Source organism: Anabaena azotica FACHB-119 (genome assembly GCF_014697625.1).
In the GTDB taxonomy this organism is placed as follows: Bacteria; Cyanobacteriota; Cyanobacteriia; order Cyanobacteriales; family Nostocaceae; genus Trichormus; species Trichormus azoticus_A.
Genome location: NZ_JACJSG010000045.1, coordinates 1 through 21,171 on the forward strand (window position 1 = coordinate 1; position 21,171 = coordinate 21,171).

Annotated in this window: 13 protein-coding genes and 1 pseudogene; 7 read left to right on the forward strand and 7 right to left on the reverse strand. The window is 39.7% G+C overall.

Features of this window, described 5'->3' with window-relative positions:
* Positions 1-102: 102 nt before the first annotated feature.
* From H6G83_RS26440 to grpE, 7 genes and pseudogenes are all read right to left on the reverse strand, one after another.
* A pseudogene (locus H6G83_RS26440) lies at positions 103-243 on the reverse strand (Uma2 family endonuclease); the annotation flags it as partial.
* 120 nt (positions 244-363) lie between these two features.
* Complete coding sequence (gene rsgA / locus H6G83_RS26445) at positions 364-1,491, reverse strand: small ribosomal subunit biogenesis GTPase RsgA (protein WP_190477564.1); 1,128 nt, start codon at positions 1,489-1,491, stop codon at positions 364-366.
* Positions 1,491-1,745: a sulfurtransferase TusA family protein gene (locus tag H6G83_RS26450; protein ID WP_190477566.1), complete on the reverse strand. Its 255-nt coding sequence runs from the start codon at positions 1,743-1,745 to the stop codon at positions 1,491-1,493. Before H6G83_RS26450 ends, rsgA begins: the two co-directional genes overlap by 1 nt.
* Positions 1,745-2,872, reverse strand: coding sequence for a molecular chaperone DnaJ (dnaJ, locus tag H6G83_RS26455; RefSeq protein WP_190477568.1), 1,128 nt, complete (start codon positions 2,870-2,872; stop codon positions 1,745-1,747). The genes H6G83_RS26450 and dnaJ overlap by 1 nt, the downstream gene beginning before the upstream one ends.
* A gap of 215 nt (positions 2,873-3,087) precedes the next feature.
* Positions 3,088-3,294 (reverse strand): hypothetical protein, encoded by a 207-nt coding sequence (locus H6G83_RS26460; RefSeq protein WP_190477570.1) that lies wholly within the window; start codon positions 3,292-3,294, stop codon positions 3,088-3,090.
* A gap of 122 nt (positions 3,295-3,416) precedes the next feature.
* Positions 3,417-5,387: a molecular chaperone DnaK gene (dnaK, locus tag H6G83_RS26465; protein ID WP_190477572.1), complete on the reverse strand. Its 1,971-nt coding sequence runs from the start codon at positions 5,385-5,387 to the stop codon at positions 3,417-3,419.
* A 199-nt stretch (positions 5,388-5,586) separates the two neighbouring features.
* Positions 5,587-6,327, reverse strand: a complete 741-nt coding sequence (gene grpE / locus H6G83_RS26470; RefSeq protein ID WP_190477574.1) for a nucleotide exchange factor GrpE — start codon at positions 6,325-6,327, stop codon at positions 5,587-5,589.
* A gap of 282 nt (positions 6,328-6,609) precedes the next feature.
* Here grpE and H6G83_RS26475 point away from each other — a divergent pair, with 282 nt between their 5' ends.
* The 7 genes from H6G83_RS26475 (at position 6,610) to H6G83_RS26505 (ending at position 21,063) form a co-directional block, all read left to right on the forward strand.
* Positions 6,610-8,622, forward strand: a complete 2,013-nt coding sequence (locus tag H6G83_RS26475; protein WP_190477576.1) for a GspE/PulE family protein — start codon at positions 6,610-6,612, stop codon at positions 8,620-8,622.
* A 119-nt stretch (positions 8,623-8,741) separates the two neighbouring features.
* Positions 8,742-9,866 carry a type IV pilus twitching motility protein PilT gene (locus tag H6G83_RS26480; RefSeq protein WP_190477578.1) on the forward strand — a complete coding sequence of 375 codons (1,125 nt, stop codon included), beginning with the start codon at positions 8,742-8,744 and terminating at the stop codon, positions 9,864-9,866.
* Between the two features lie 103 nt (positions 9,867-9,969).
* A complete protein-coding gene (locus H6G83_RS26485) occupies positions 9,970-11,181 on the forward strand; it encodes a type II secretion system F family protein (protein WP_190477580.1) in 1,212 nt (403 codons plus the stop codon).
* 156 nt (positions 11,182-11,337) lie between these two features.
* Entirely contained in the window at positions 11,338-11,880 is a 543-nt protein-coding gene (locus tag H6G83_RS26490) for a hypothetical protein (RefSeq protein WP_190477583.1), read from the forward strand.
* 103 nt (positions 11,881-11,983) lie between these two features.
* Positions 11,984-14,542, forward strand: coding sequence for a sacsin N-terminal ATP-binding-like domain-containing protein (locus H6G83_RS26495; protein ID WP_190477584.1), 2,559 nt, complete (start codon positions 11,984-11,986; stop codon positions 14,540-14,542).
* Positions 14,535-20,399 carry a DarT ssDNA thymidine ADP-ribosyltransferase family protein gene (locus tag H6G83_RS26500; RefSeq protein ID WP_190477586.1) on the forward strand — a complete coding sequence of 1,955 codons (5,865 nt, stop codon included), beginning with the start codon at positions 14,535-14,537 and terminating at the stop codon, positions 20,397-20,399. The genes H6G83_RS26495 and H6G83_RS26500 overlap by 8 nt, the downstream gene beginning before the upstream one ends.
* Positions 20,380-21,063: a macro domain-containing protein gene (locus H6G83_RS26505; protein WP_190477589.1), complete on the forward strand. Its 684-nt coding sequence runs from the start codon at positions 20,380-20,382 to the stop codon at positions 21,061-21,063. The genes H6G83_RS26500 and H6G83_RS26505 overlap by 20 nt, the downstream gene beginning before the upstream one ends.
* Positions 21,064-21,171: the final 108 nt, after the last annotated feature.

The following is a 21,171-nucleotide window of genomic DNA, read 5'->3' on the forward strand; positions in this document are numbered from 1 at the left end:
AGATTAACTCACTGGCTCTTTAAAACCTGCCAATTGCTTTTCATCCCCGCTCTTAGCACGAAAAACGCAACTGCGTTGCTGTTTCTCAGGGGTTTTCAAGCTAACTTTTATAAGTAATTCTATTTGTTCGCGGTGTAAATCAGATTCCAAGGGTGGTTCGTCGCTGTAGATATCGCCTGGTGGAAAAATTATATCCTCAGTGACATCTGGAGAACTAGGGGTAGTGGCAAGGGGTTGAGACATAAAATTTAGTCATTAGTCATTAGTCATTAGTCATTAGTCAACAGTCCACAGTTATTCTTCTCATCTCCCTCATCTCCCTCATCTCCCTCATCTCCCCCTACTCCCCCATCTCTCCCATCCCTACTCCTCTTCTTCTTGATACAAATCTTGTAGCGCCTGTACTTGAGTGCGGCGGGAGGTGCGACGATATTTTTTACTTTCTAGTTTGGGTTCGTATTGACTTTGACCTTTGCCTTTGGTTTTGACTTTTAAGGTAGATTCAGGATCGGCTTGTTGGTTAAGTTGGGTTTGCCTAGCGATCGCATCTCCTAAAAATTCTAGATAATGTTCGTAGCGTTCCCAATCTCCGCGCACTGCACATTCTGGCTCATCTCGGTGCAAACAGTCGTTAAAGCGACAGCTAGCCACCGCTAAACGTTCTCTAGCTTCGGGGAAATAATATATTAATTCTTCTGGACTACAATCCACATCAGGTTGGTTAAACCCTGGTGTATCTGCCAATAAGCCACCACTGGGTAATTTAAATAATTCTACATGGCGGGTGGTATGACGACCACGAGCCAGTTTACCGGAAACTTCACCCACGCGCAGGTTAATGTCGGGAATCAGTGCATTAATTAAGCTAGATTTTCCCACACCAGAAGGCCCGGCAACTACAGTAATTTTGTTGCTGAGATATTTGGCTACTTGGTCAAGATTGATTTGATTTTGGACGCTGATAAATACTGGTTGATAACCCCAACTAGACAAGCGATCGCTAATTTGTTGCTGTTGTTCTGGACTAACTAAATCGCTCTTATTTAAGCATAAAACCACATCTAGTCCAGTAGTTTCTGCCTTAACTAAAAATCTACTGAGTTGATAAGGTTCTAGGGGAGGGTCAGCCACTGCAAAAACGAGCAGGATTTGGTTCGCATTGGCGATTGGCGGTCTGTCTAACTGAGTTTGCCGCGATAAAACCTCTGCGATCGCCCCCCGTTCTCCAGACCAATCTGGCTCCTCTATCACCACGCGATCGCCCACCATCACCTGTTGCCCGATTTTCTTCAACCGAGTCCGACGGGTACATAATAGGCAGAGGGGCAGAGGGGCGGAGGGGCAGAGGGGCAGAGAAGAATCTAATTTTTCTTTCTCCCCTGCTCCCCCACTCCCCTGCGCCTCTGCTTCAGAATCTAGCTGTACTTTGTAGAAATTTGCTTGCACGGCTAACACCGTACCCAATAACTGTCCAATGGGTAAAACTTTCATTAGGCAGTTACGGGACGGCGGATTAATAGAGAAAAATAGCCACTGCAATCTGTAATTTGTTCTACCTGATAACCTGCCATTGTCAGGCTATCAGGTACTTGCTCAATTGGCTCTCCTGGGTCTAACCACACTTCCAGTAACCCTCCAGGCGGCATTTTCTCCAACCGGAGTTTTGTCCGCACAAAATTAATCGGGCAAGGAGTGCCACGTAAGTCAAGTTGAGCATCAGGAGTTGATATAGGAGAGAGCGTCATTACTTAAACAAATTTCCCAAAAAACCTTCTAGACCACCTTTACCAGTGCGGTCTCCCTTAATTTTAGCTAGCTTTTCTAGCAATTCTCTCTCCTCTGGGGTCACTTTGGTAGGAATATCAATTAACACCGTTAACAGATGATCGCCGCGACTCACGGGATTACCTAAACGTGGTACGCCCCGATTTTCCAACTTCATCACGGTATTTGGTTGTGTGCCGGCGGGAATAATCAATTCCACAGGCCCATCCACAGTATTTACTTCCAATCGGCAACCTAAAATTGCTTGTAAGTAACTAACTTTAATCTCCGAAAGAACATTAATGCCATCCCGTTGAAATTCCTCGTCCTCATTGACGAACAAGTACACGTATAAATCGCCTGGAGGGCCGCCACGTTGACCAGCATCGCCTTCTTGACCAATACGTAAGCGTGTACCATTATCCACACCGGCGGGAATGGTAATTTTCAGTTTTTTGGTAACTTGGTTTGTCCCCTTACCATCACAAGTACCACATTTGTCTTCAATTACCTTGCCTGTGCCATTACAGGTAGGACAAGTTGAGACTTGAGTGAAACTACCAAAAGGTGTTCTTGTGACACGGCGGACTTGGCCTGAACCGCTACAAGTCGAACAAGTACGGGGGCGAGTTCCTGGTTTTGCACCCGTACCTGTACAGGTTTCACAGGTTTCCAGATGGGAAATGCGAATCTCTTTTTCCCCACCAAATACCGCTTCCCGAAAGTCTAACTTCAAGTCTAGGCGTAAATCATCGCCACGCGCTGGCCCGCCGCGTCTGCTTTGCTGCGTAGGGCCACCCATACCACCAGCAAACCCACTGAAAATGCTTTCAAAGATATCGGCAAAACCGCCCATATCACTCATATCTTGAAAGCCAACACCAGCCCCAGAAACACCTTCAGGGCCGAAGCGATCGTAACGCGCACGGGTTTCCGGCTCAGAAAGGACTTCATAAGCACGGTTAATTTCCTTAAAGCGATCTTCGGCTCCCGGTTCTTTATTCACATCAGGGTGATATTTCCGGGCTAGACGGCGGTAGGCTTGTTTGATTTCTTCTTTGTCAGCGTCACGAGCAACGCCTAGAATCTCATAATAGTCGCGGGCCATATAGCAAAGGTAAAAGTTAGGAGGAAGGAGGAAATATAGGCAGTAGACACCATCAGAGCATCTTGCCAGGGCTAGATAGAAGGCAAAGTTAAATTATGTTAATAACTGATTTTACCTTTTACCTTTAACAAAATTCACCAACTAGTAAAGTAATGGGTACTTTCCTCGTAAAACTGGAAAAAGTTACCAAAACTAGGAGCAGAAAAAGTATAACTTTAGGCTCTTGCTTCCAAGTTGGCTGTCTCTTTTACAATTGTGCTACGTACTACGAGGAAACCTCCCTCATGAACTAGAGGGGCTAGCCGCACCATTAGGTGTGGAAAACCCTCCATGTTGGGGATTGGGGACTGGGGAAAGGGGAAAGGGGAAAGGGGAAAGGGGAAGCTTTTATCTTTGGGAATGGGATATTTTGGACTTGACATTAAACAATCCAAAATTTAAAGGGGACTAAGGATGGGGTATTAAACAGTCAATATATTATCTATTTCCCAGTCCCCAGTCCCCAGTCCCCAATACCCAGTCCCCAATACCCAATACCCAATCCCTAATCTATCGCTTCATAATCAGCCTGTGCTGTGCTTTCGTCATCAAAATCAAAGTTAAACTGCGGTATGAGAGTTCCGCTAGGTGCAGGCGGGGTATCTGAGGCTAGGGAAATATGACCAATATCGGCGATCGCTTCTGTGACATCATCATTTTGGCTGCTAGCTCGATTGTACACATCAGCACCGATGGAAAATAGAGTTTGTTGGAAATCATCCAAACATTGTTGAAACTCTTTGAGGGAAATGGCGGGGTTGGTCATTAAACTTTGAACTAATGTCGCTTTCTCGCTGGCTAGAACTTTCATTTGTTCGCCAATAAATTCGCCATTATCTTTTAAGGTAGATTCATAAATTATCAACAAATTATCTGCTTGATTTTTGAGTTCCACCAGTTCTCGGCGTTTTTTATCTTCTTCGGCATACACTTCTGCTTCTTGGCGCATCCGTTCTACTTCATTGTTGGTTAATCCACCTGTATTGGTAATGCGAATACTTTGTTCTCTACCTGTGCCTTTATCTTGGGCTGCAACTTTGAGAATCCCGTTGACATCAATTTCAAAGGAAACTTCGATTTGCGGTACTCCACGGGGCGCAGGAGGGATGCCTGTTAAGAGAAATTTACCCAGGCTCTTATTATCCCTAGCCATTGCCCGCTCACCTTGGAGGACGTGAATTTCTACTGAAGTTTGTCCATCAACAGCAGTGGAAAATACTTGAGATTTGCTAGTGGGAATTGTGGTGTTTCGTTCGATGATTTTGGTGAATACTTCTCCCAAGGTTTCAATTCCCAAGGATAAGGGTGTGACATCCAATAGCAGTAGATTGTCAACTTCTCCACCTAACACCCCGGCTTGAATAGCTGCACCCAATGCTACTGCTTCATCAGGGTTAATCGAACGGTCTGGAGTTTTCCCATTGAAAAACTTGATTAAGGCATTCTGCACTGCGGGAATGCGGGTAGAACCACCGACCAAAATAATCTTATCTATATTTTGTGGTTTCAGGTCGGCATCCTTGAGAGCTTGAATCATCGGTTCGATGGTGGCTTCAATTAAATGCCCTACCAACTCTTCAAATTTAGAACGGTTGAGTTCCATTTCTAAATGCTTCGGCCCACTGTCATCAGCTGTAATAAAAGGCAAGTTAATTGAGGTACTTGCCATGCTGGAGAGTTCGATTTTGGCTTTTTCGGCTGCTTCTCGCAGGCGTTGCAGCGCCATTTTATCTTGGGCTAGGTCAACTTTTTCTTGTTGCAGGAAGCGTTCAATCATCCAATTGACGACACAGCCATCAAAGTCGTCGCCGCCTAGTTGATTATTACCTCCAGTAGCTTTGACTTCAAATACTCCGTCTCCCAACTGAAGGATGGAAACATCGAAGGTTCCGCCGCCTAAGTCAAAAACTAAGATGAGCTGTTCTTGGTCTTGTTTCTCCAAACCAAAGGCTAAAGCCGCAGCCGTGGGTTCATTAATAATTCGTAAGACCTCCAGCCCGGCAATTGTACCCGCGTCTTTGGTGGCTTGTCTTTGGGCATCAGTAAAATACGCAGGTACGGTAATTACTGCTTGTGTGACTGCTTCACCCAAAAAGTTTTCCGCATCTTGTTTGAGCTTTTGTAAGACCATAGCGGATATTTCTTGGGGCGTGAAATTGCGTCCACGAATCTGCACGTCTACAGTTTCGTCTCGACCTTTGACACAGCTATAAGGTACGCGATCGCGTTCTGTTTGCGTATCATCCCAACGCCTACCGATAAACCGCTTAATACTAAAAATAGTATTCTCCGCATTGGTTACAGCTTGTCGTTTTGCCAACTGACCGATTAAGCGATCGCCACTTTTACCAAATCCCACAATACTCGGTGTAGTGCGTCCACCTTCGGTATTAGCAATCACTATCGGTTGACCACCTTCCAAAACCGCAACACAACTATTTGTTGTGCCTAAGTCGATCCCAATAACTTTTCCCATACGTAAATATATTTACTGAGTGCTTTAGTAGCCTAGACTTACTTTTTTTGGGTATAAACTTAGGCAGGAGGCAGGAGGCAGGAGGCAGAAGTTTTATTTAACTATTGCCTAATCCCTAATCCCCAGTCCCCAATCCCTAACAATGCTCGCCTCTACTATGACCTCAGCACTATTGGTCAGTGAGGCGAGCTGATACAGGTTAACTGTCGGCTGGACTCGACTGATTTTCCGGTGCTGGTGGTGCATCTTCCTTTGGAGCAGCCACCTTGACCATAGAATGGCGTAGCACGCGATCGCCCAAGTAATATCCGCGCACTAACTCTTCTAACACTGTTCCTTCTGGATGTTCATCCGTAGGTTCGCGCATTACTGCTTCGTGAAGATTAGGATCGAATTCTTGTCCTTCAGGACGCATTGGCGAAACGCCCAACCGCTTCAGTGAATCTACTAGTTGTTTGTAAACTCCTTGATAACTTTTGTGAATGGTCATTTCGCCATCGGTTTGTGGTTTGAGATGCGATCGCGCCCGTTCAAAATTATCGACCACAGGCAACAATTCTAAAATTGTGTTTCTTTTTACCTGTAGGTCTAACTCTTCTTTTTCTTTTTGGGTGCGTTTGCGGTAATTTTCAAAATCTGCCGCCATCCGCATATATAGCGTACTGCGCTCTTCTAACTGTGCTTTGAGGGAATCAATTTGCCCTGACAATTCAGCCAAAGCGGCTGTATCAGTTCCCTGTGTCTGTGTTGTTGCGAAGCCATTATCTTCTGTAACTGTATCCCCCCCTACATTAGTTGGGGCTGTTACTTGTTCTGTTTCGCTCTTCAATTCGTTATTGTTAATTTCGGCTGGGGATTCACTCATAATTGCTTGCTTTACCTCTGTTGATTCACCCAATTGCTGGCTTGTATTGTTTACCTGTTTATTTTCGTCGATCATTGTCCAAGTCTACTCATCCCAAATGTGATTTAGGGGAGTATTTCACCACAATGCACAACCTTGGTAGTTGATGGCTGTACACTGAGACTGATTTTTGCCGGATTTTCTCTGGCAAATGATCTGATCGTCATTTTATTTTTACAAATGGTAAACAGATTAGGGTCAATCGTCTAAGGGCGGTATTCCGAACGAGGCTCCCCAATTCTTCATACTGTTAATGAAAACTTTATGTCTCTGGCTGGGAATACTCTAAGCAGAGGTTTTCCTACTCATTGCTCACCTATGACTTACTCGTCACCACAACGGCGTAGCACGGCTCTAACTACAAGAACAGAGTTTTCACCTTTCGGTACTAAATTAGTCCAATCTGGCTATGTTAATACCGAACAGATGAGACAAGCGCTGATTGAAAGTCGCAAGTCTGGTAGACCCTTGACAGATGTTTTGGAGTCAATTACCGGACGACAGCTATCACCTGAGTTCCAGAGACAATATAAGAAACAGCAATTATTTGAACTAAAAATCCTCTACGGTGTTGAATCTCTCGATCCAGAGGTCAACAGTGTGGGAAATACGATGGTGGGGAATCTGATTGATAGTCTCATCCCCGTAGATGTTTGCCGTCGTCACCGTTTAGTACCGCTATCTAGGAATGATGAACACAACCCGCCTTATGTGTTAGTGGCGATGGTTTCTCCAGATAATCTGGAAGCGTCAGATGACTTAAACCGCATCTTGCGCCCTCAAGGTTTGTCATTACAGCGTATGGTAATTACCCAGGAGGATTACCAACAGCTAATTAACCAATATTTGGATGATTTGGCTGTGCGGCAAAAACACCTGGAACAAGAAAAGTCTACAGATATTAATCAAGATTTAGAAAATCTCGGCAATCTGGATATTGAAGATGCACCTGATGAGATGGAGGCTGATTTAGGTGCAGCTATGAAGGGTGCAGAAGATGCGCCAGTTATTAACCTGGTTAATAGAATTTTGGCTAAGGCTCTGCACGATAAGGTTTCTGATATCCACGTTGAACCACAAGAAGAAAATCTCCGCATTCGCTTCCGCAAGGATGGTGTATTGCGGGAAGCTTTTCCCCCTCTACCGAAGAAAATTATTCCGGCGGTGACAGCGAGATTTAAAATTATCTCTAATTTAGATATTGCTGAACGACGTTTACCCCAAGACGGACGTATCCGCCGGATGTTTGAGGGACGTAAGGTAGACTTCCGGGTAAATACCTTACCCAGTCGCTACGGGGAAAAGGTTTGTCTGCGGATTTTGGACAACTCTGCTACTCAGTTGGGGTTGAATAAGTTGATTACTGACCCAGAAACTTTGGGAATTGTCAAGGATATGGTCAGTAAGCCTTTCGGCTTGATTTTGGTAACGGGGCCGACTGGTTCAGGTAAGACGACTTCGCTGTATTCGGCGCTGGCGGAGAAGAACTCACCAGGGATTAATATCAGTACTGTAGAAGACCCGATTGAATATAGTTTGCCGGGAATTACCCAGGTGCAGGTAATTCGGGAGAAGGGGTTGGATTTTGCCACGGCGTTACGGGCATTTTTACGACAAGACCCGGATGTGCTACTGGTGGGGGAGACGCGGGATAAGGAAACGGCGAAAACAGCGATTGAAGCGGCTTTAACGGGTCACTTGGTATTGACTACATTACATACTAATGATGCTCCTGGCGCGATCGCTCGTTTGGGGGAAATGGGGATTGAACCATTCATGGTTTCCAGTTCCTTAATTGGGGTATTGGCGCAACGTCTAGTGCGGCGTGTCTGTTCTGATTGTCGTATTCCTTACATTCCCACACCTGAAGAACTTACCCGTTATGGGATGTCTGCTGCTGGTGAAGTGTCTGTCACCTTCTATAAGGCTAACACCGTACCCTCGGAAGCGATCGCTGATGCCAAAGCCAAAAATCAGCTTTGTCCAAGTTGTAACGGTGTCGGCTACAAAGGACGTTGCGGTGTGTATGAAGTCATGCGGGTTACGGAAAATCTGCAAACTTTAATCAACGAAGAAGCACCCACAGAACGGATCAAAGAAGTGGCGATCGAAGAAGGGATGAAAACCCTACTGGCTTATAGCTTAGAACTAGTGCGCCAAGGTTCCACCACCTTAGAAGAAGTAGAACGGGTAACATTCACCGACACAGGTTTAGAAGCTGAGTTAAAAGCTAAACGCAAGAGCGGTCTGACCTGTCGCACTTGCACCGCCCAATTACAACCAGAATGGCTAGATTGTCCCTACTGTATGACACCGCGTTTTCAAGACTAGTCCAGCAAGCGGTAATTTGCATTTAGTATTTTTGAATTTTGCGGAAAGTTGCGTGCGGGGGTTCCCCCCGTTGAGCAAACTTTCCAAGAGGAATTTTGAATTTGGAGCGAAGCGACCCTATGGAATTTATGATTGAAGATTTGATGGAGCAGCTGATTGAAATGGGTGGCTCGGATATGCACCTATCCGCAGGTTTACCTCCCTATTTCCGCATTAGTGGGAAACTCACACCTATCGGCGATGAGGTACTAACCGCCGACCAGTGTCAAAGGCTGATATTTAGTATGCTCAATAACAGCCAACGCAAAACCTTAGAACAGACTTGGGAATTAGATTGTTCCTACGGTGTCAAGGGTTTAGCTCGTTTCCGAGTGAATGTGTATAAAGAGCGTGGTGCTTATGCAGCTTGTTTACGAGCGCTCAGTTCTAAAATTCCCAACTTTGAAAAGTTAGGTTTACCAGATGTAGTACGGGAAATGTGCGACAAGCCTAGAGGTTTAATTCTAGTAACAGGGCCTACAGGTTCTGGTAAAACCACCACTCTCGCGGCCATGATTGATTTAATTAACCGCACGAAAGCAGAGCATATTCTCACCGTAGAAGACCCGATTGAATTTGTTTACGAACCAATTAAAAGCTTAGTTCACCAACGTCAATTGGGTGAAGATACAAAAAGTTTTGCCAATGCTTTGAAAGCCGCATTACGGGAAGACCCAGATATTATTCTGGTAGGGGAAATGCGTGATTTGGAAACCATTTCTTTGGCGATTTCCGCAGCAGAAACCGGACACTTAGTATTTGGAACTTTACACACAAGTTCTGCCTCTCAAACTGTTGACCGGATTATTGACGTATTCCCCCATGAAAGACAAACCCAAGTGCGGGTGCAATTATCTAACTCTTTAGTCGCAGTATTTAGCCAAACTCTAGTGCCAAAGAAAAACCCCAAGCCGGGTGAATATGGTCGCATCATGGCACAGGAAATTATGATTGTTACTCCGGCTATTTCTAACTTAATTCGTGAAGGTAAAACCTCGCAAATTTACTCAGCAATTCAAACTGGCGGTAAGTTAGGAATGCAAACTTTAGAGAAGGTTTTAGCTGATTATTACAAAGCGGGAATTATCTCCTTTGAAGCCGCAATGTCTAAAACCTCCAAACCAGACGAAATTCAACGCCTCATCGGTGCTGCTGCGCCACCACCCGCAGCAGGAGCGAAACCAGGAGCCGTCAAAGCACACTAGATAAAAGTCCATAGTCAATAGTCCATAGTCCAAAGATTTAATGACTAATGACTGTTGACTATTGACTGTTGACTAATGACTAATGACTATTGACTATTGACATATGCCAACATTTATTGCTCGTGTTCGGGATACACAGGGAAAAACTAGAAGTCAGAAAGTTGTTGCTGAATCTATAGCACAAGCCCGTACTAATTTAAGGGATCAAGGACTTGTAGTTCAAGACCTGAAACAGTCGATTGGTTTTGATTTTGAGAAATTTCAAAATTCTTTTGTCAAGGTGACAGTAAAAGAGAAAGCGGTATTTTCTCGACAACTCGCCACTTTGGTAAATGCGGGAGTCGCCATTGTCAGAGGATTAGGTGTACTGGGTGATCAGTGTACTAATAAGAAGATGAAACAAGCGCTGATTGATATCAGCAACGATGTTCAAAGTGGTGTTAATCTTTCTGATGCTATGCGTAAGCATCCTGACTGCTTTGATGGCTTATATGTGAGTATGATTCAGGCTGGGGAAGTTGGCGGTGTTTTGGATGAGGTATTGAATCGTTTAGCCAAATTATTAGAAGATATGGCGCGATTACAAAACCAAATTAAATCCGCTATGGCTTATCCAGTAGTTGTAGGTTTTTTGGCAACTTCTATTTTTGTGGGGATGACAGTTTTTCTAATCCCTATTTTTGCGAAGATTTTCGTAGAATTGGGGACTGAATTACCTGCTCTAACTCAATTCTTAATGGATTGTAGTAATCTTTTAAGAAGTCCGGCTTCAATATTATTGGTTGGTGGTATTGCAGGAGCAAGATTTGCTTTTACACAATACTATAAAACTCGTGTTGGGAAAGAAACTATTGACCGTCTTTCCTTGAAAATGCCGTTGTTTGGTGACTTAATTCAAAAAACCTCAGTTGCTCGTTTTAGCCGCACTTTCGGTTCTTTAACTCGTTCTGGTGTACCCATTCTTACATCTTTGGAAATTGTGCGAGATACATCAGGAAATCAGGTGGTTGCTAATGCTATAGATGCAGCCAGAGCGGAAATTCAACAAGGGGGTATGATTAGTATTGCCTTGCAAAAAGAGCAAGTTTTCCCACCAATGGCAATTCAAATGATTAGTATCGGTGAAGAAACTGGGGAACTTGATGGAATGCTGATGAAAATTGCTGATTTCTATGAGGATGAAGTTGAGCAGGCGGTAAAAGCATTAACCAGCGTTTTAGAACCAATTATGATTTTGGTACTAGGGGGTATGGTGGGGACGATTTTGTTAGCAATGTATTTACCACTGTTTAAGGTATTTGAAAAATTGGGCTAAATCACAAATGATATTATGTCCGTTTAAATACTTGTCATCTTGTGGGGTTGGTAATTGGTAATTGGTAATTGGTAATTTTTTCTACCATTACCAATTAGCTATTACCCATTACCGAATTAGCGGAATTTGATATGATTACTTAATTTTGATTTTTCTATGCCTGTGCAAAAATCTGACTATGAAGCTAGCTTGGCAGAGTATAGTAATCATGAGGCGGCGATCGCACTCTTAAAACAGTATCGACCATATCTAGAAATGATTCCTAGTTTGCGTCGTCCTGATGAAAGTACAATTATTATTCCTCTGCCAATTGTTCGTTTGCGTGATACTGTAGCTGCAACCACACAGGCGACTTGTTTACCTTGTGATGTGGCTATTTTAATGTGTGACCCCGAATGGAAAATCAAAACGGGGCCGGAAATTCTCTTATTTATTCACCGTCCCCATGAGGACTTTTCTGAATTATTAGGACGCTGGCGACAAACTCAAGTCTTACTTGATCAGGATTATGAATGGTTAATGCCTTTGCGTCACAGTCACATTTTAAGCGAAGGGGCTGATACTGTATATCCCTTGTTTGTGATTTTTAATGAAACGCCGGAACGCATTCAACGCGGTTTGATAGGTGCAGAATTACCATTTGTAATTCAAGCATCTTCTTGTTTAGAAGATGAAGAGAGTTTAGAGGCTATGGGTTAGGTTTATCCCAATTCTCAATTCTATATGAGATTGCGCCAAATATGTAGAGACGTTGGATGCAACGTCTCTACATTTATGAATAATTACAGCAAGAGTATCAACTATGGCAGGTTATCAAATTCCACCGGGAACAATTGTCAATAATATCAAAAGCTTATTGAAAGAAAGGTATAAGCAAGGATTTCCTATTATTAAGGAAATAATTCAAAATGCCAATGATGGACGAGCCACAACTTTAGAGTTTGGCATAAATAAAGGATTGAGAGATAAAGTTGAACATCCTCTGTTAAAGATACCTGCTCTATTTTTCCTGAATGATGGGACATTTAGTCAATCTGACAAAGAAGCTATATGTTGTTTTGGCATAGATGCTAATGCCAAAGATAAAGGTAAAATCGGTAAATTTGGGCTGGGACAAAAGAGTATTTTCCATTTTTGTGAAGCTTTCTTTTATATTGCTAGTTCTCAGGATGTTCCTGAAGGTTGTGGTGAATTTATTAGTCCTTGGGCTGATAAAGATGGTATTGACGCTAAACGCCCAGAATGGGGAGAACTTTCTGATAATGACCGTCATGTTGTAGAAAATTATTTAATTGAACAGAATTTAATCCAACCTCAAGCCAATTACTTTGTTTTATGGGTTCCACTGCGCCAAAAGATGGCAGATGAACGTTGTATTTTGGCTAACTATTATGATGATGCAAAATCAGTGGAATCCAATCTACCTCAAGATATGAAACTGAGGATTGGGCAATTATTACCATTGTTACGGCATATTAGAAATGTTAGATATTGGCTCGAAGATGCTAATGGTTCTCTTCAGCAACAATTTTCTGTTGGTTTAGATAATGAGAATCCTTGTCAACGTTGCATTTATCCTACAGCAAGTCAAATAATCGAAGAAGATGAACATGATTTGCAAGGGAAAATTATCATTAGTACAGATACAACAGGAATTAGATTTGCAGGTAAAGAACGAATTTTACCAGCTAATGATTTTTCATTATTACTAGGTCAAAATCCAGCAAGTGTATCAGCTACTTTTTGGGATGATTTACAACAGTCATCTTATTGGACAAAAAGAGTCTCAATTAATGAATCTGGGAACTCAGAAAGTATTCCTGATAAATCAATCCCTCACTGCGCTGTTGTTTTTACCAAGCAATCCTTAGCTAATAAAAATAAGGCTAGATTAATATTACAATGGTCGGTGTTTTTACCTTTAGCTAGTGATGATAGTACAGAAGGAGCAGAACAAGAAGCTTATGAAGTAGTTGATTGTCAGGGGGAGGAAGATTATACAATTTTTCTACATGGTTATTTCTTTCTTGATTCTGGTAGAAAATATATTGAGGGATTGCAAAAAATTCGGACTGGAGGGTTTGAACAAAAAACTCCCACGAATGAAGATGAAATGATAGCGCAGTGGAATTATTTGCTGGCGAGTAAAGGGACTTTAAAGCTTTTCCTTCCTTCCCTTGATAATTTTGTCAAAATTCATCGTTTATCTACTTTAGATATATCTAACCTTGCTGACGCAATTATGCGTTCACATTTTTTCAAAAGTAAGGTATATAAACAGAGTATTTGTAGTGACTATCAATGGGTATTTAGGATTAAACCTACTCGCAGTGCTTGGGAACTAATTCCAGTTAATGTAGATGTGCGATCGCTACCTAGTATACCCCCCAATTGGAAAGTATTTCCTATATTGAGCAATTTTGCAAATAGCTATTATTTAATTCATCAGCAACAGCCAAACCTCTTATCAAATGAAACCTCGGTAAATTGGAGTGAGCAAGAGATTATTGATTTGTTGACATCCTTAGATTTACAATTACTCTTTGCTGAATCTAAAAATGTTAATTACTTAATAAGTTTGCTGATTCAAAACAGAACAATTATTGGGCGATCGCCAATTCAAACCTGCCTAATAAATCTAGTCCGAGAAGCATTTATAGTCATTGGTATAGACAAGCTGCAACAAGAGCAATTCCATGCAGCTATCAAAAAAATAGTTGAATTAATCCATCCTGAAAAAAGGTTAAAACTTAAACAACTTAGCAGCAATATACAACATATACAGATAGTTTTCAACGCTTTGTATGAGTTAGATATTAAACAACCACTATTAGTTTACGAATTATTTGAGGCAAATTCCTCTAGCAGTAGTGGTTTTTTGAGTAATCAGCAAATGGTATCTATCTTAACTTGTCTTAGTCAGTTATTAACCGCAGGAACTACGCATCAGGTAGCTAAAGCAATTATTGAGCAAATTCTTGAGCAGACTAATTCATTAGAAGATATTTTAAAGCTTGTCTCCAATCTTGCCTTATTTGTCGGGCATAATCATCAGCAGAATAAAGCTTATATTTACTCATATTTGAGTTTACAACAATATAAGCACAAATATTGCTTATTCCAAGGTGATAGAAGGGATTACGAAACACCTATTGCTACGGCTGTAAAATCAGCATTAACTGAATGTAACCTGATTTTTATAGAACCAAAGATTTCTAGGATTTTAGGAAAAACTAGTGCTTTAAAAGCTATTCCTAAATTGGAACCCCAAACTTGCTTACAGCTTTTAGCCACAAAACCAGACTTAGCCAATTCTCACGAAAGAAGCAATTTATTAAAGGAGTTAATTAATCATGTCTAATCAATTACGTTATTTGCTGCATGGTAATAAAGAAAAATACGAAGATACTACAACTCCTTTATATATCACTTCCCAAGATAGTACAGTATGGCAAAAAGTTGGAGAGCAAGTTTTACAATTACGAGGTGAAGATTGGCGATTAATTAATCGACAAATTGCTGAATATGTTCCTTCAGCTAAACACCAACTATTAGGAATTAAATCATTACAGACTGAAGAAGTGATAGATTTAATTCGTGAATTAGGCGCAGACTGTGTAGATGGTAATTTACTAGAACCATCTGAAAGATATGAGTTATTGCGCTATATTAGGCAAAGACCTAGTAATCAAGAGTTATGGAAATCTCTACAACTCCATGAAACAGTTAATGGAGAGCTAGTTTCTATTGAAGCTGGTAAAATGTATTTAGAAAATGTAGATTTTCCTCTTGATGAACGTCTTCAAGAATATATTGTACTCATTCGTCAAAACAAAGCAGAAATTGATCAGACTTGGATTCCTGTTTGGACTCCGAATGTAGCAATAGAGACAATTATCAAATTTGCCAATCCTGAAAGATATTGTGATCTAATTTTGGATGCTCTGCAACAACTGTCTACATCCGAAAAAGAGCAATGGGAAAGTGAACTAAAAAATCTTCATTGGTTAGTGGATGTCAATAATAAAGTTATAAAACCAAGAGATGTCATCAAATTACCAACAAATTTACATAAACATCAACAGATAATCTCTATTTTAGATAAGAGCAAATATAGTGAAACTTTTCTACCTACAAGTATATCGAGTCATCCAGCCTATAGTATTGTTAAAAGATTATTTACCTTCTGGAACACAGAAAGTTTACTTGAGAAAATTTTCACTTACCCGCAAAAAACATTAGATTATTGGTGTGGTTTTTCATCAGTAGTATTAGACGCATTACAAGATATAGATATTTCTCAAAACTCAAAATTAGAAAATCTCATTACAGCAGAAAGATGGCTTATTTGCAATGATAAATTAATTGCTCCTCAACAAGTAATCGAGATTTTACCCAAAGAAATTAGTAAACATTTATCTACTTTAGTGGAAATTAGTAACGGTGATTATGCAGAGTTGTCACTTTTACCATTAGATGTCCAAAATCATAATGGTTTGAAAATAGTCAAAAGGCTATTTTCTAAGTGGAAAGAAAATGATGTAATTGATTTTGTTCTCACTCAGTCTCAACCGCATCTATACTTTCATATTATTCTTGATGCTTTGAGCAGTTTATTCAGTAATTCAAATCAAAGAATGATTGAAAAGAATTATGATAGTTTAAAAGTCACAGCTTGGCTTATAGATAGAGATGGAAATGCTGTTAAGCCTGAGAATGTTCTACATTATCCAAGCCTAGAAATTGAAATTGAAGAGTTATTATTGAAAGTTTCTAGCTCTTATATAGCATCTTCACAATTAAATCAACAGATTCGTAATTATAACAATTGTTGGCAATGGTTAACTCAAGAATTATTTTTAACTCAAGATAAAGTCTTTTCAAAAGTTGGCTCTCTTTTACAAACAGCAGATGATTATCAATTGGGAGATTGTGCAGAAGATGAATTTCCTTTAGATGAGGCTTTGCAGGTATTTAGTAATATTGATGTTAGTTTCCTACCTGCTTGGGAATTTGCCCAAAAAATCAGCCCTGAAAAATTTAAAAAATATTTACTACCAAATTTATTAAATGAAATTGGAGAAGAAAAATTAATTAAAATTTTGCAAAATCTTGTCAGTCTCAATAATGAACCTGAAGCAGATACAATTAAGGTTTTTAATCATTATTTAATGTTAGCAGTTGAATATGATAGTTTTCCACAAATTATAGGGCAAATTCGATTACTTAATCGTCGCGGACAGTGGCAAACTCCCAGTAACTTGACATGGGGAAATCAAGAAAATATTGATGCTGCTTATCTTCTCGACGATGAGCAAACAAAAATTCTGCAATCTCATTTAAGGGGTTTGGAGAAAAAGGATTTATCAAGAACTCTAAAAACTTCTGTAACAGTAGGAGATGAAAAAAACTCTGATGTCTTACAAAATTACTTTCGAGCTTGGGAACAACATTGTCCAACAGAACCAATTGGTGCATTATTAACTTTGTTAGGTGGAGAAGAAAGTATTAAAAGCCTTGCTCATCTCTATTTAGGTAGGCGAGATTTAGGCATTTTGCATCAAAGATTATTTGAGAACACATCGATAACACATCGTACCTTTCGTATTTATGTAGGTCAGGCTGGTGAGAGTACCAGAGAGGTAGAATCTATAATGGGTTTTACTTTTCAAGCAAGTCTTGTCAACAGTAAAAATCCTCCTCATCTTTTTGTTAATAGACTTACACCTGATGTTACAGAACTTGAGCTATTACCTCTTCAACCTCAAAACTTTCTCCCATCACAATTAGTAAATATTTTAAAGAATTCAACGAAGGTATTACTGGAAGAAATTTATGAAGTAACTCCTTTATCAATAGAGAATATTTGGGAAGATTTATTAAAGTCTGATCAACTAGATGTTCAAGTTGCCAAAAACTTTTTATTAGAAGGTGCGCCTTATGTAATGAGAATGTTAGGCGCACATGAACGTATTAGTCAGGTTAAAAATATCTTAACGAACTGGGATAACCTTCGTCATCAGAGAGCAGAACTCAAGCAGCAACATCATTCTGTAGAGAATATTGATCAAGAAATTGAGAATCTTATCTCTGAATTAGGGAACTTATTAGAAGATAATTCTTCGGAAAGTGAACAGGTAAGAGAGCAGTTATTAGAAGCTGTACGCGCGAAGATAAATTTACACGGCTATAGATGTCAGAGTATTCCTTTTGAGTTATTTCAAAATGCCGATGATGCTGTCATTGAATGGCATTTTATGTCACCAGAACAAAGACTGAATGAGAGCAGAAAGCAATTTATTATCAAGTTTGATGATAATAAAATTCAATTCATCCATGCAGGTAGAGCAATTGGCTGTTTTCAACATCCAGATCATCCAGAAAAGCAATATAAGGATAAGGGATTTGATCGTGATTTAGAAAAGATGTTAACTTTTAATATTTCTGATAAAGGAGAAGGGGTAACAGGAAAATTTGGTTTAGGTTTTAAGAGTGTCTATCTTGCTACTAATAAACCCTATATACTCAGTAAAAATTTAGGTTTTAGCGTTGAAGGTGGTTTGATTCCATCAAGATTAAATGCACAAAAGGCTAGTGAATTGCGAGGAGATTTTAAACGCTACGTCAGCTTATCAGATGCAACAATTATAGAATTGAATTTAGATGATGATGTATCTTGGCAAGATGTACTTGAAGATTTCCAAGCTGTAGCTAATATTCTGTTGGTTTTCTCTAAAGCTATCAAAACCTGTAAATTTATTAATCACCATCATCAAGAAATTTCTCTACGTTGGCAGCCATCGAATGTTCTTAATGTTGCGGGTGTAGAAATAGGTAAATATCAAACTACAAATAGTCAAGATTCAATTCTAATATGCTTAAAAGCTGGTGTGAATACAAAGGCTAGTTTAGTTTTAGGTGTCTTGGAAAAAGACGGTTGTCTTGATAATGCTTTACCTGCAAAAATCCCTACCTTTTGGGTAACAGCGCCTACGAGAGAACAGCTATTTCTAGGTTTTGTATTAAACGCTGACTTTGACATTACCACAGGTCGAGAAAGTTTAGTTAAGTCTTCAGTTGATAACCGGGAGTTAGCGCAACGTATAGGCGAAGATTTAGGCGAAGTTCTGCATAGACTTTTTCTCGCTAGTGAGGATAACTGGGAGGCTTTGGCGGAAACTTTTGGTTTTACCAATGTTGATGAATATGAGTTTTGGAATTTTTTATGGGAAGAGTTAGCTGTTAGTTGGCAGCGAAAAGATCCCAGTGAAGGTATTGATATTATCCGCAACATGTTGGCAGGCGATCGCACTATGGGTTATCTGATTACTCACTGTGCAGCTTTACCCAGTGGTTTGTATGGTCGCTACCGTCAACTCATATCAGTCAATAATGTTAATTATAAGGTAACAGGGAAGCTTTTACAACAAAACACCTTTTTGCAAGTTGCCAACTGGCCAGGTTTTCAGCAACATTATCAAAATAATCTCATTGCTGATGAGAAGTGGCAAGAAGTTAAGAAACTATTAGGTGATTTTGATAAAGAACGTTATTTTGTAAATGATTTACGGTTAGTTCATGTCTTGAGGAATGAGATAGAAAATAGTTACCCAAGAGTGGAAGTCTCTCCAGCTAAATATATTGGTAATCTGATTAATAAAAATTTTCTCAATAACTTTACCGCAGATGATGAACTCAATGAAGTTCAAAGTTTCTTAGAGACGTTCCACTTTATGTCTAAAGCTGGTAGTTATTTACCTTGCCAGCAACTATTAATCATTAATCATAACGCTGTTGAAGAAAAATTGTTAGTTGATTTTGCTCCAGATACCCGTATTCTGCATCCTGATTATCAGGATAATGCTTTAAGTTTATTCTATGCTTGCCGTTCCCGCAGAGACAGTATTTCCAAAGAAGAAATTATTCAATGGATAATACAAGCAAGAACTGAACAGCAACGTAAAGCAGTATATATCTATCTCTTGCAGGGAGAGAAGCGAGAAGAAATCGCAAATACATTATATGAAAATCGTCATCGTTATTGGTTTGCCAAGGATAAACGTATCATAGACATACTTGAGCTTATGGTAATGATTGTCATTGAAAGAGGAGAAAATTTAAAACCGATAATAGATGAGATACCACAATATGAGCCGGAGATAGATAATTACAATCCTTTCTTAGATATTTCTACTAATTGTACAAGAGATGATTTCTCTTTAGAAAGGTCAGCCGCAGAAATAGAGGAATTTGCACTTAAATTGCAAACAGGTTTAAACCATCAAAATTCTGATTGGAAAGGTTACATTTATCATTTGACCCATGTTGAAAATGCTGTTTCAATTCTTACAGATGAGAAACTATTAGCCAGAAATCTTTGTGATAATTTTTTCAATTCAGCCGCTATAAACGTGATTGACCGTACTAGAGATGATGTCAAAAACTTTGCCCGTTTTTATTGCCGTCCACAAACTCCAACTCAGTGGCATAATGAAGGTTTGGGTAAACGAAAAGGGAATATTCATGCTCTTTGTCCTGTACCAATTTTCTTTCGCTTCAATCTCAAGCGAGTGCTGGAAACTCATGGTAGTAAATGCGGTGTAAGTAATGGTAATCTTGCCGCTTCAGGCTCTTATTATGGTAACAGTACAAATTTCTTAGAGCAGTATTTTGATTTTGATCATGTCTACTCTACAGCAGTTGGGACAGAAAGTTATTTGAGAGCATCTCAACAAGAATTTATCGTTCATAGTTACCTGGATATTAATAAGTTGAGTTTAGAAGATATCAGCATTATTTGCCGTACTACCCAGGATAAAGACACTTTACTCAAGCTGATCGGGACAGATTCAAAATATGCTAGTCGAGTATTTAAAGAACGAGAAATAGTTGGTGAAGGAAGTTTGTTTTATCACAATAATCCTTATGTCACCATTAACGACAAGGGGAATTTTATTGATATTCAAATTGACAACTATGATAAACATGGAACTATTAATGGCGAACTGTTGTTAAAATTTATAGAAGAGGCTCCATTTAACAGAGAAATTATTTCGCCCTTTAGTGACATTTCTAAACTTTCACTTGGACAATCTATTAATGTTAGTTCATCTCGTCATCTTCAATTACAATATAAACCTAATACTCGGATGAGTGTTAAATTTCAAGAAAATGGTCAGGAATGGTTAATTTATACTAATGAGCCTCAAAATTATTAATGGCAATTTATTTACTTCAAATTGCCAAACATTGGTAAACACCGTCAACTGTGTAGGAGTAATGGGTGCAGGTATTGCTTTAGAGTTCCGCTTGAGATATCCAGATATGTATGCAGATTATGTAAAAATCTGCCAGCAGAATTTACTGGAAATTGGCAAGCTGTGGTTATATAAATCTGCTCCACATTGGGTTCTAAATTTCCCTACTAAACGGCATTGGAAGCAACCATCAAAGTTGGAATATCTAGAATTGGGATTGCAAAAGTTTGTTGATACTTACGCAGAAAAGAAGATAACTTCTATCGCTTTCCCACTACTTGGGGCGCAAAATGGAGGAATACCCCAAAATCAAGCTTTGGAAGTTATGAATAAGTATTTAGGTCAATGTGAATTACCTATAGAAATATATATATATTATTCTCATGCACCAGATGATATATTTAACGATTTAAAAACTGTTTTTCTTTCACTTTCAAACGAAGAGATTTTAGAAATAACTGGCTTAGGGGAAGCATATATTAAAAAAGTTAGGCAGGTAATGCAAGATGAAGCTGTATGCAGTTTATCTAAATTTTTAGCAATTAAAGGAATAGGAATTACTACAGTAGAAAAGACTTTACTTTTGCTGCCAAAATTTTCCTCGACTATTTTACCAATAAATTAACGTGAGTTCGACGGATGTGCAAAACCCCTCTCCAAACCTCTCCCCTACAAGGAGAGAGGCTTTAAGATAATTATGTGTGTCAAGCACTAGTGTTGATAGGCATTAGGG